The following is an 11,246-nucleotide window of genomic DNA, read 5'->3' as shown; positions in this document are numbered from 1 at the left end:
GTCACGCTCCCAAAGGTGGTAGATGTTGCCGTGGCTGTCGCCGAGGATCTGTACCTCGACGTGGCGAGCTTTCATGATCATCTTTTCAAGATAACCTTCACCGTTGCCAAACGCGGCTTCAGCTTCACGCCGTCCTTCGAGAACTTTTTCTTCCAGTTCGTCTTCGCTGTTGATCGCGCGCATGCCGCGTCCGCCACCGCCCCACGAAGCTTTGAGCATCAGCGGATAGCCAACGTTTGCAGCTTGTTTTTTGATCTTGGCCATGTCGTCGCCGAGGACTTCGGTCGCCGGTATTACAGGCACGTCGGCTTTTATCGCAACCTTGCGCGCGGAGGCTTTGTCGCCAAGCGCGCGCATGGTGTCGGCCTTGGGGCCTATAAAGGTGATGCCGTTGTTGGAACAGGCGTCGACGAAATCGGGATTTTCCGACAGGAGGCCGTAGCCGGGGTGGATGGCGTCGGCACCGCAGGCGCGGGCGACGCGTATGATGTCGTCGATGGACAGGTAGGCAGCGACGGGGCCGAGGCCCTTGCCGATCTGGTAGGCTTCGTCCGCTTTGAAGCGGTGGAGGCTGAGTTTGTCCTCTTCGGCGTAGACGGCAACGGTGCGTTTACCTAACTCGTTGGCGGCGCGCATGACGCGGATGGCGATTTCTCCACGGTTGGCGATGAGGATTTTCTGAAAATCAGCCATGGGTGTGCCTTCCTTTTGCAGTTGCAGCATTTGTTAGCGGCCACGCGGGGTCTGGGCAAGGTTGTTGTTGGAATTATGGCGGGGTCTCTCGCACATTGCATGTCAATGTGCTGTCGACTGGTTATTGCAAGCAATCGCTATAAACGAGGTATTTTGGAAAGGTGAAGCGGATTGGGTCAGGCCCAATCGGGACGGATGAGCGCGCCTTTAAGATCCCAGAGCGTGCGGGTGCCGAGGTTGCCCATCACCAGTTCAATGTCATCGCGCAGAATGTGCATTAGGTGGGGCGGACCTTTTTCGCCAAGGGCGCCGACTGCGTAGTGCCATGCCCTGCCCATCATCACGAAGTCAGCCCCAAGCGCGAGGGCACGCAGGATGTCGGTGCCGCAGGTGACGCCGCTGTCAAAAATGAGCGGCGTGTCGGGAACAGCTTTGCGGATTCTGGGCAGTTGGTGGATGGACGCAGGCCCGGCGTCGAATTGGCGGCCCGTGTGGTTAGAGACCCAGATTGCATCGGCGCCCTTTTCGACGAGGCGTTTTGCGTCGTCTTCTTTCAGCACGCCTTTTACAATCATCGGTCCTTTCCAGAGGGCGCGGATTTCGTCGATGTCGGACCAGGACGGCTGGCCCCGGATGATGTGGCCTGCATGGGCCATCGAGTCGAACTTATTGCTTTTGTCGACGTAGCTTTCACCGAATTTGAGGCTTGGGATGCCTTCTTGCAGGGTGCCTATGGTCCATGCCGGGTGAGTCATCATCGACCAGATCATTTGCGCATTAAGGCGCGGCGGGATTTGCAGATTGGCGCGGCGCTGCCGTTCGCGGCGGCTGTCGACGGGGACGTCTGCGGTCAGCACCAGCGTGTGAAAACCTGATCTGGTCGCACGATCCAGCATGTCGGCGCGGATGGCTTTGTCATGCGGCATGTAAAGCTGGAACCAGCCCTGATCGCCGATGTGGGGCGCTAGCGTTTCCGGCACGACTGTGGCGGTGGTCGACATCGTGTAGGGCAGGCCTGCTTTGGCGCAGGCGGCCGACAGGATTTTCTCGGCGCGGGGCCACATGATGCCGGACATTCCGACGGGCGCACAGCCGAAGGGCAGGGGGTAGTCGCGCCCGAGGAACTTTGTGGAGAGGTCCGGTGTCATCGGCCCTTCAAGGATGCCGGGCATGAAATGGACCGACCTGAGCGCGTCCATATTGCGCTTGTGCTGGTCTTCGACGCCGGTGGCGCTGTCGAGGTATTCAAACACGAAATGTGGCACGCGTTGGCGAGCACCTTCGCGCAGATCGGATATGGCGGGGTAGCGGATATCGAGACTCATACGATCGGTTATAGATCAAGGAGCGGCGTGCACAATACGAGGCATGCGTGTCAGATCAGAAGGCATTCGGCGATGAGGGCACCGAGGGGGATCATGCCCCCGGCAAAGAGCAAGAGTGAGACGGCATAGAGCGTGACGCAAGAACCGCGTGTTCTTGCGGCGTGCGTCAGGCGGGAAATGTGGGCGCGGGTGATTGAAGAACATAATGCGAACAAGTCTTTTACTTTTGAGTGTCAGGGGTTAGTTTCGTGCCCATGAACAGTTTCGCAGATGACTCCGACTTCCCCGATCGTATCCCCCTGTCACAGCAGGCGGTGGCGGCGCGCGGCGCGCCCTATTTAGACGAGCTTAACGCTGCGCAGCGTGAGGCAGTTGAGGCGCTTGACGGGCCGGTCTTGATGCTTGCCGGTGCCGGCACTGGTAAAACCAAGGCTTTGACCGCGCGGGTTGTGCATTTGTTGTCGACAGGCCGTGCACGGCCGAATGAGATTTTGTCCGTGACGTTTACCAATAAAGCCGCACGCGAGATGAAAAACCGCGTGGCGCGGCTTTTGGGTCAGGCGGTTGAAGGCGTGCCGTGGTTGGGGACGTTTCATGCGATTTGCGTGAAGCTTTTGCGCCGGCATGCTGAGTTGGTCGGGTTGAAGTCAAACTTCACGATTCTGGATACGGACGATCAGATCAGGTTGCTTAAGCAGTTGGTCGTGGCGGCAGGGATTGATGAAAAGCGCTGGCCTGCGCGGCAGTTGGCGCATGTGATTGATGGCTGGAAAAACCGAGCGTGGACGCCGGACAAGATACCTGCGGCAGAACACGGGGCGTTTAACAACCAAGGCGTTGAGATTTATGAGCAATATCAGGAACGCTTGAAGACCCTGAACGCCGCGGATTTCGGCGATTTGCTTTTGCATGTGGTGTGGATTTTCCAGAACCACGACGATGTTTTGGCGCAGTATCAGCAGTGGTTCAAATATATTCTAGTGGACGAGTATCAGGATACGAACGTGGCACAATATCTGTGGCTGCGTCTGTTGGCGCAGGGGCACAAAAACATCTGCTGTGTGGGCGATGACGATCAGTCGATCTATGGTTGGCGCGGAGCCGAAGTGGGCAACATCCTGCGGTTTGAAAAGGATTTCCCGGGCGCGAAAGTGGTGCGTCTGGAGCAAAACTATCGATCCACACCGCATATTCTGGCGGCGGCGTCCGGTGTGATTGCGGGCAATGAGGGACGGCTTGGGAAGACGCTGTTTACCAATGTCGAGGAGGGCGAGAAGGTTCGTTTGATCGGGCATTGGGACGGCGATGAGGAAGCGCGCTGGATTGGTGAAGAAATTGAATCCCTACAGCGCGGGACGCGGGGACTGCATCCGTTCGGCTTGGAATCGGTGGCGATTTTGGTGCGGGCGTCGCATCAGATGCGCGCTTTTGAAGATCGGTTTCTGACGATTGGATTGCCGTATCGTGTGATCGGGGGGCCGCGGTTTTATGAGAGGATGGAAATCCGCGATGCCATGGCCTATTTCCGGCTGGCGGTGTCCCCGGAGAACGATTTGGCGTTTGAGCGGATTGTGAACACGCCTAAACGCGGACTGGGCGACAAGGCACAACAAAAAATTCAGATGGCGGCGCGTTCCAACGGGGTTTCACTGGTCGAGGGCGCGAAGATTTTGCTGAATGCTAAGGGGCTGACGGGCAAGGGCGCGAAGGAACTTGAGACGCTGGTTCTGGGGCTTGAGCGTTGGCACGGAATGGTGCGGGCAGGCGTCAGTCACATCGAGATTGCTGAACAGGCGTTGGATGAAAGCGGCTATACCCAGCATTGGCAGAACGAGAAGACGCCGGAGGCTCCTGGAAGGTTAGAGAACCTTAAGGAGCTTGTGAAAGCCCTTGAAAACTTTGAGAATTTACAAGGGTTTCTAGAGCACGTCTCGTTGATCATGGATAATGAAAGCGATCAGGACGAGGAAAAGGTCTCGATCATGACCTTGCATGGCTCCAAGGGCTTGGAGTTTCCCGCCGTTTTCCTGCCGGGCTGGGAAGAAGGGTTGTTTCCCTCGCAGCGCTCTATGGACGAAACGGGGCTGAAGGGTCTCGAGGAGGAGCGGCGGCTGGCCTATGTGGGGATCACGCGGGCCGAGGAGCTGGCGACGATTAGTTTTGCAGGAAACCGGCTGGTGTATGGGCAGTGGCAAAGCCAGATGCCGTCGCGGTTTATTGATGAATTGCCGGCGGAGCATGTGGAGGTTTTGACGCCGCCGGGGCTTTATGGCGGTGGATTTGGCGCGGCGGCGGCGGGCATGGGCGAGCCGGTGCAAAGTAATTTGCAGGAAACGGCTGCGGAGGCGGATGGGTACAATTCCCCGGGGTGGAAGCGGCTGCAAAAACGCAGCCAGCATCGTGGTATGTCGCAGCCGTCAGAAGCGCGCAATATGGTGATCGACATGAGCGCGGTCTCGACGTTTGCCGTCGGCGATCGGGTCTTTCATCAGAAATTTGGATACGGGGCTGTTACGGCGATTGAGGGCGACAAACTGGATATCGCGTTCGACAAGGCGGGCGACAAGAAGGTCGTCGCGAATTATATTACGGCCGCCGCCTCCGCTGGAGACGACGTTCCGTTTTAGGGGCGCTGCCCGTTGGTCCTTTGGACCTTACCCCGGGATTTTCCTGATCAAAAGATGATTTGGCGTTTGCTTGTCTGAGATCAGTTAGCCCAGTTACCACCCCGGAACACCGGGACGCGTTCGCCGTTTTGAGTGATACCGGTAATTTCGGTTTCGGCGCCGCCGATCATCCAGTCGACGTGGATGAGGCTTGAATTGCCGCCACGGGCTTTGAGATCTTTGTCTGAGATATCGTCCGCATCCACGAGGCAGTCTTTGTAGCATTGCCCCAAGGCGATATGGCAGGCGGCGTTTTCGTCGTAGAGAGTGTTGTAGAAAAGTAGGCCGCTTTCCGAGATCGGGGAGGCGTGGGGGACGAGGGCGACTTCGCCCAACCGCGAAGCGCCTTCGTCAGTTTCGATAAGTTTCTGGAACACTTCCTCGCCGCGTGTGGCACTGGCTTTGACGATGCGCCCATTTTCAAAGTGGACTTCGATATTTTCGATCAGGCTGCCTTGGTGGCTGAGCGGCTTTGAGGCGCGGGCCGTGCCGTTGACGCGCGCTGCATGCGGTGTGGTGAAGACTTCTTCGGTCGGGATATTGGGATTGCAGGTGATACCGTTTTTGGCTTCTGCCGCGCCGCCGGACCAAAGGTGGCCGTCAGCAAGGCCCACAGTGAGGTCTGTGCCAGAGCCTTTGAAGTGGAGGGCGTCTAAGCGTTGATCGTTCAGCCAGTCGCGCCGGGTTGCAAGGTCGATGTTGTGCTGATCCCAGGCGGCGACAGGATCGTCACAGTCGACGCGCGAAGCTGCAAAAATAGCTTTGGCAAGGGCGGCCTGGGCATCGTCTGCGCTCATTTCGGGGAAGACGAGTTGCGCCCAGGCACGGCCTGGATAGGAGATGATCGACCAGTTGATTGCGAAGCTGGAGATTTTCTCGAGCGCAGGTTTATAGGCGATGGCGTTCGCTTTGGACGCGCGGCCTACTTTGTCTGCGTCCATGTCCGAGAGTGCCATGGGATTTTCGGACGAGACATGGAGGCGGGCGGCGTTGGCTTCATAGGCTTGTCCCATGCCAGCGAAGAGCCAGTCGGGGGCTGCATCAAAGCTGTTGTCTGCGCCGTGCATGTACCGCGCGCGGGTGATTGCCTCGTCTGACAGGATCGGGGTCACAACGCTGGCGCCTGCCTTATATGCGGCGATTGCGATGCGGCGCAGGAGGGGAAGCGTTTCGGCGGACCCGGTGAGGACCAGTTGCTGACCCGGCTGCAGGTTCAGGCCGGTCCCGATTGCGACATCTGCGAGGCGCTCGAGGTATTGGATGTCGAAGGGGAGATTGGCGTCGGACATTAATGGGTGCTCCTTTTAGGGGACCATAGAGGGCGCATCGGGGGCGCGAAAAGAGCGGGCTGCAAAAAAGAAAACGCGCCCTCGAACGAGGACGCGTTTTCTGTCTAACAGTCGCTTAGGATCAGGCGGCTTTGGCCTGCTCTGCCGCGTTGCGACGTTCGCTTTCTTCACGGCTAAGAGCGACCGAAGTCCGCACGCCTTTAGAGACGAATTCCATCAGACCCTTCACAACACGTTCGTTAGGGTCAATCCCAGCGCAGGACAGAACTTCGCGGCCATCGCGCGAGCGCGCCCAGCGTGCGATCTGTTCTGGTCCGTTTCCGTATTTCTTGTCGTCGGCAATTGCATCATCGAGAGCGGCCAGAACCACAGCGGCGAAAAGCTTCTTCGCGCGGTTGCCTTGCTCGTGATTGAATGCGGTGCCGTCCACAAAATCAGCCATACGTTTTCCTTTTTCTTATTCTTGCTCTTGCATTCCGAGGGGTGGCGTTCCTTATGGCGCGTCCTGAAGCACTTTAGGTTTGCTATTTAGGAATGGCTCATATGCGTTCAACGCATAGCTTAGCGCCTTCCCCCTGTAGTTATCGCCGCCTTGTCAGCGTCTTACACCTATAATATAGCATTCATGAACTTTATATCAACTTTAACGCTTGGTTGACGTGCATGCCCAAAATCAATGGAAATGAGATTCGAGTCGGAAATGTTCTTGAACATAACGGCGGTTTGTGGATTGCGGTGAAAACCGATCACGTAAAGCCCGGAAAGGGCGGCGCGTTTGCACAGGTGGAGATGAAGAATCTGCGCAATGGCTCGAAGTTGAACGAGCGGTTTCGCTCGGCTGACAAAGTCGAGCGGGTTCGGCTTGAGCAGAAAGATCAGCAGTTTCTCTACGAGAACGACGGGATGTTGGTCTTTATGGACAACGAGACCTACGAGCAGATCGAATTGCCGGTAGATATTCTGGGCGAGCGGCGTCCGTTCCTGCAAGATGGCATGACGATCAAGATTGAATACCATGACAGTGAGGCGCTGAGCGCGACATTGCCGCAAAAGGTGACGTGCAAGGTCGTTGAAACTGAGCCAGTCGTCAAAGGTCAGACGGCCGCCAACTCGTTCAAGCCTGCGGTGTTGGACAATGGTATCAAGGTGATGGTGCCGCCGTTTGTGGGGCAGGACGAGGATATTATCGTCAACACCGAGACGATGGATTACTCCGAGCGCGCGTAAGTTTGCGCCCATACCTTTGGTTTGATTCGCTTTTGGGGGCTGCTTTCGAGCGGCCCTTTGCTTTTGACGGGGCTACTTTGGCGCATTCAAAGTCAAAAGATGCGGCGGAGCGTGGCGGTTTCGGCCTTCATGTCTACCACTGCCCGGTCAAAGCGCAAGTAGGCGATGGCTTTGCCGTTTGACTGCGTGTAAAGCGTGCCCGCGGGTTTGCCGTCTGGCGTGGTGATCTCGGTGCCGACAGAGGCGTCGCCGTCAATTTCGACCTGCGCGAGGCCCTTTTTCAACTCGGTCTTGTGCTTCATGCGCGCAGTGACTTCCTGGCCCACGTAGCAGCCCTTTTTGAAGTCGACGCCGTGGAGGCGCTCTAAGCCGACCTCAAGCGGGTAGCTTTCGTTTGGGACAAGCTCGATCCCGGTTTCGGGGATGAGGTGTTCGACGCGCAGTGCGTCCCAGTCGGCGGGTTGATCGGCACGGCCATCGTAGGCGCGCCAGCCCATCTCGGCGTGTCTTGGATCCGCAAACGCGCCCGCTGGCGCGAGGCCGGGGCCGCGGGAGGGTTGAATGTCGGTGGCTTCGATTTTCACATCGGCGCGCAGTTTGTAAAGCGTGAGGCGCTGCGCGAGGCCCTGGGCAAGGCTATCGGCAACGTCAAGAAGGACGCTGTCGCCGTCGCGCAGAAGGAAGAAGTCGGCGAGGTATTTGCCCTGTGGCGTCAACAAAGCGGTCCACACGAGGCCATCGCCAAGGCGCGCCATATCGTTGGTGATGAGGTTTTGCAGGAAATTGGTGCTGTCGCTGCCGGTGATCCTTAAAACTGTGCGGCCGTGCATGCTGGTCTCTCCTGTTGCCTCACCTCTATATAGAGCGAACCAATCAGGACTTCACCCCATGCGCGCCCCCTTATCTGTTGTGATCCCAACCCTGAATGTCGCGGCTTTATTGCCGCAGACCGCTGAAGCGTTGTTGACAGGCGTGACCGAGGGAGTGATCGGCGAGCTGATCGTGTCGGATGGGGGCTCGGATGATGGTACTTTGGAGGTTGCGCGCGCGCTTGGTGCGGTGATCGTCGAGGGACCTGCGGGGCGTGGTGGGCAGATTGCGCGCGGCGTTGCGTTGGCGCGCGGCGAGTGGGTTATGATCCTGCACGCCGACACGCACCTTGGGCCGTATTGGGTTGAGTCGGTTGTGCGTCATATGGCGGGGCATCCGGGCGAGGCGGGGTATTTTCGGCTTGCGTTTCGCGCGCGCGGAATGGCGCCGGCGTTGGTGGCTTTTGGTGCGAACTTGCGTTCGAAGGTGTTGGGTTTGCCTTACGGCGATCAGGGGCTTTTGGTTCAGTGCGCGGTTCTGAAAGACGTGGGCGGGGTGCCGGAGGTTCCATTGATGGAGGACGTCGCCCTTGCAAGGGCATTGAAAGGGCGGCTTCGGATGTTGGAGGCGGTGGCCGAGACGTCTGCCGCGCGCTACAAGGCGGATGGGTGGACACGGCGCATCTTGCGCAATGTTTGGACGCTTTTGCGGTATTTTGCTGGGGTGCGTCCCGCGGACCTTATGCGCGGATACGAGGGGAAGCGCTAGCTATTGGCGAATTGTAGCGCGTAGAGGCTGGCGTAGACTCCGCCGCGCGCGAGAAGCTCTTCGTGGCGGCCTTCATCGACGACCCGTCCCTGATCCATCACCACGATTTTGTCTGCGTTCCGGATGGTCGAGAGGCGGTGGGCGATCACCAGCGTCGTGCGGTTCTTGGCCAGATCATCAAGAGCGGCCTGCACGCGGACTTCGGACTGCGCGTCGAGGGCGGATGTTGCCTCGTCCAGAAGCAGCACGGGTGCGTTACGCAGAAGGGCGCGAGCGATGGCGACGCGCTGGCGCTGGCCCCCTGAAAGGGCCGAGCCGCGCGGTCCTGCGGGGCTTTCGAGGCCTTGAGGCAAGCGGTCTACGACTTCGGTGAGATGCGCGGCCTCAACTGCGTCCGCCAATTGAGCATCGGTGACGCCGGGTGTGTTGAGGACGATATTGTCGCGCAAGCTTTCGTCAAACATCGGCGCGTCCTGGGTCACGACCGAATAGAGCGCGCGCAGGTCGGCCAGCGTAAGGTCAGTGCTTTTGGTATCATGGATCGTAATTGTACCTTCGCTGGGATCAACAAGTCGCGTCAGAACATTAAAAATGGTTGATTTTCCGGCGCCTGATGCCCCAACAAGCGCAGTGGTCTGACCGGCTTTGGCAGTGAAGGTCGCGCCGCTAAGGGCGGGTTCGCCGCCGTAGCGCACCACGATGTTCTCGAGCACAATATCTGCGGTTTCGGGGGCGACAATCGCGGGTTTCGGGTCTGTGGACGATGTGATTGTCGGCCTAGCTTCAAAGACGTCCTGGATGCGCTCAAGGCTGGCGCGGGCGGCCTGCCAGGCACCGGTGACGTTGGCGACGCGGCGCAGGGGCTCGAAAATTAGGCCCATGGCGGTGAAGAACGACATGAACTCGCCGACTGTTTTGTCTCCGTCAATGATCTGATTGCCCCCGTAGACAAGCACGCCTGCAAAGCCGATAGCCGCCACCAAATCGGTCATGGCGGGGATTGCGGCCTGACCAATACGCGCGTGCATTTCCTGTTTGAGGTAGCCGGCTGCGGTGGTGCTGAAGCGGTTGTTTTCGCGGTTTTCGCTGGTGTTCAGTTTGATCGTATTGATGCCGTGGAAAATCTCGTCAAGGCGGTTGGATAGCCTTGCGGCGGCGTCACGGGCGGCAAACGCGCGTTTACGCACGTATCGTTGCAACCCAATGACCGGGCCGAGAAGAAGTGGGGCGCCTGCCACGGCGATCAGAGTCCAGAGCCAGTCCACCGAAATGGCGACAGCCAAAAGGGCGATGAGGCTGACGATGTCGCGCCCCACCACGCCAAGGACCACTGCCCAGATGTTGTTGGCCTGGCTGGTGTCTCCGCGTACCCGTTCGATCAAGGTGCCGGGCGGGTTGGACTGAAAGAAACGGCTGTCCAGTGTGACGAGGTGAGCGACCATGTCTTTTTGCATCGACGTGATTATCCGCAGACCCGCACCTTGCATCAATGTGCGATGGCCGAATGCCGAGATCGCCCGGATCACGAAGATTGAGCCGACCGCCGCTGCGACCAACCCAACAGCCGCGCGATCCCCGGCGATGAAGACCTGATCGAACATTGGCCGGACGATGTAGCTGAGCGCGCCAAGCATCGAGCCCTCGATGGCCATAAGGAAGAGGGCGATCCCAATAAAAACGCGTTGTGGCTTCAGATAGGTACGCCACAGCCAACCGACGAGCGGACGGCGTTCGCCATCGTCGGTTCTCTCTTGTCCAAGGGGGGCGTCAGGGTTTGTCACGTGCACTTCGATCTTTTGGTTTCGGGTCTGACTAGCCGTGATAGGCCGGGCAGACAAGCAAGCGGGTGATTGACCCGACGTTTGGGGCGTCTTAGGAACCCGTGTTTGTGTGTAGGAGATGCCTCAATGTCGCTTGGAAATGGTCGGCACTATCTTGCAATTCCGGGGCCTTCGGTGATTCCCGATCGCGTTTTGGCGGCGATGCATCGCCCTGCGCCCAACATTTATCACGGGGAACTGGCCGATATGGTGCCGGGGATCGTTACGGATTTGAAGGCGATCGCGGGGACGTCAGGCCACGCGGCGATCTATATTGCGAACGGCCACGGCGTCTGGGAAGCGGCGCTGACGAACACGCTGTCTCGCGGTGATAAGGTGTTGGTGCCGTCGACGGGAACGTTCTCGGAAGGGTGGGCCGGGATGGCGCGCGCGCTTGGGATTGACGCCGAAGTGATGGATTTTGGCCCGCGCGCAAAGATTGATTTCGGACGATTGGCGGAGCGGTTGCTGGCCGATAAGGGCCATGAGATTAAAGCTGTGATGACGGTGCAGGTGGATACATCGACGTCGATCAGGAACGATGTGGCAGCGCTGCGCCGGGCCATGGACGAGGTCGCCCATCCAGCACTTTTGATGATTGATTGCATTGCCTGTCTTGGGTGTGACGATTTCCGGATGGATGCATGG

9 protein-coding genes and 1 pseudogene are annotated in these 11,246 nt (G+C 58.6%); 4 read left to right on the top strand and 6 right to left on the bottom strand.

Going from position 1 to position 11,246, the window contains the following annotated elements; all coding sequences use genetic code 11:
- Together Q1B15_RS00970 and Q1B15_RS00965 are read right to left on the bottom strand one after the other, a co-directional pair.
- Nucleotides 1-693, bottom strand: a 693-nt coding sequence (locus tag Q1B15_RS00970) for a biotin carboxylase N-terminal domain-containing protein (protein WP_299748801.1), incomplete at its 3' end; no start/stop codon positions are given.
- Nucleotides 694-869: 176 nt separating this feature from the next.
- A complete protein-coding gene (locus tag Q1B15_RS00965; RefSeq protein WP_299748788.1) occupies nt 870-2,018 on the bottom strand; it encodes an alpha-hydroxy acid oxidase in 1,149 nt (382 codons plus the stop codon).
- A gap of 254 nt (nt 2,019-2,272) precedes the next feature.
- Between Q1B15_RS00965 and Q1B15_RS00960 the strand changes: the two genes are divergently transcribed.
- Nucleotides 2,273-4,645, top strand: a complete 2,373-nt coding sequence (locus Q1B15_RS00960) for a UvrD-helicase domain-containing protein (protein WP_299748785.1) — start codon at nt 2,273-2,275, stop codon at nt 4,643-4,645.
- An 80-nt stretch (nt 4,646-4,725) separates the two neighbouring features.
- On the opposite strand, the gene Q1B15_RS00955 is transcribed toward Q1B15_RS00960, so the two are convergent.
- The gene (locus Q1B15_RS00955) at nt 4,726-5,973 is read right to left on the bottom strand and encodes an aminopeptidase (RefSeq protein ID WP_299748782.1); all 1,248 of its coding nucleotides are present in this window, start codon (nt 5,971-5,973) and stop codon (nt 4,726-4,728) included.
- 121 nt (nt 5,974-6,094) lie between these two features.
- The gene (locus Q1B15_RS00950; RefSeq protein ID WP_299748779.1) at nt 6,095-6,415 is read right to left on the bottom strand and encodes a DUF6280 family protein; all 321 of its coding nucleotides are present in this window, start codon (nt 6,413-6,415) and stop codon (nt 6,095-6,097) included.
- Between the two features lie 221 nt (nt 6,416-6,636).
- Between Q1B15_RS00950 and efp the strand changes: the two genes are divergently transcribed.
- A complete protein-coding gene (efp, locus tag Q1B15_RS00945) occupies nt 6,637-7,200 on the top strand; it encodes an elongation factor P (protein WP_299748776.1) in 564 nt (187 codons plus the stop codon).
- Between the two features lie 92 nt (nt 7,201-7,292).
- Here the strand turns inward: efp and Q1B15_RS00940 are convergent, their stop codons facing one another.
- Nucleotides 7,293-8,030, bottom strand: coding sequence for a folate-binding protein (locus Q1B15_RS00940; protein ID WP_299748773.1), 738 nt, complete (start codon nt 8,028-8,030; stop codon nt 7,293-7,295).
- Between the two features lie 58 nt (nt 8,031-8,088).
- Between Q1B15_RS00940 and Q1B15_RS00935 the strand changes: the two genes are divergently transcribed.
- Complete coding sequence (locus Q1B15_RS00935) at nt 8,089-8,778, top strand: TIGR04283 family arsenosugar biosynthesis glycosyltransferase (protein WP_299748770.1); 690 nt, start codon at nt 8,089-8,091, stop codon at nt 8,776-8,778.
- On the opposite strand, the gene Q1B15_RS00930 is transcribed toward Q1B15_RS00935, so the two are convergent.
- A complete protein-coding gene (locus tag Q1B15_RS00930; RefSeq protein WP_299748767.1) occupies nt 8,775-10,559 on the bottom strand; it encodes an ABC transporter ATP-binding protein in 1,785 nt (594 codons plus the stop codon). The two genes, Q1B15_RS00935 and Q1B15_RS00930, sit on opposite strands and share 4 nt — an antisense overlap.
- A gap of 126 nt (nt 10,560-10,685) precedes the next feature.
- On the opposite strand from Q1B15_RS00930, the pseudogene Q1B15_RS00925 reads away from it, so the two are divergent.
- A pseudogene (locus tag Q1B15_RS00925) lies at nt 10,686-11,246 on the top strand (alanine--glyoxylate aminotransferase family protein); the annotation flags it as partial.

Origin of the sequence: uncultured Boseongicola sp., from assembly GCF_937988555.1 — a bacterium.
Classification (GTDB): domain Bacteria; phylum Pseudomonadota; class Alphaproteobacteria; order Rhodobacterales; family Rhodobacteraceae; genus Boseongicola.
This window is presented reverse-complemented; position numbering and strand designations above follow the sequence as displayed.

Bases quoted from the DNA above. Each gene is read 5' to 3' on its own strand.
- Q1B15_RS00965 (WP_299748788.1), bottom strand. From the start codon at position 2,018: ATGAGTCTCGATATCCGCTACCCCGCCATATCCGATCTGCGCGAAGGT.
- Q1B15_RS00960 (WP_299748785.1), top strand. From the start codon at position 2,273: ATGAACAGTTTCGCAGATGACTCCGACTTCCCCGATCGTATCCCCCTG.
- Q1B15_RS00955 (WP_299748782.1), bottom strand. From the start codon at position 5,973: ATGTCCGACGCCAATCTCCCCTTCGACATCCAATACCTCGAGCGCCTC.
- Q1B15_RS00950 (WP_299748779.1), bottom strand. From the start codon at position 6,415: ATGGCTGATTTTGTGGACGGCACCGCATTCAATCACGAGCAAGGCAAC.
- efp (WP_299748776.1), top strand. From the start codon at position 6,637: ATGCCCAAAATCAATGGAAATGAGATTCGAGTCGGAAATGTTCTTGAA.
- Q1B15_RS00940 (WP_299748773.1), bottom strand. From the start codon at position 8,030: ATGCACGGCCGCACAGTTTTAAGGATCACCGGCAGCGACAGCACCAAT.
- Q1B15_RS00935 (WP_299748770.1), top strand. From the start codon at position 8,089: ATGCGCGCCCCCTTATCTGTTGTGATCCCAACCCTGAATGTCGCGGCT.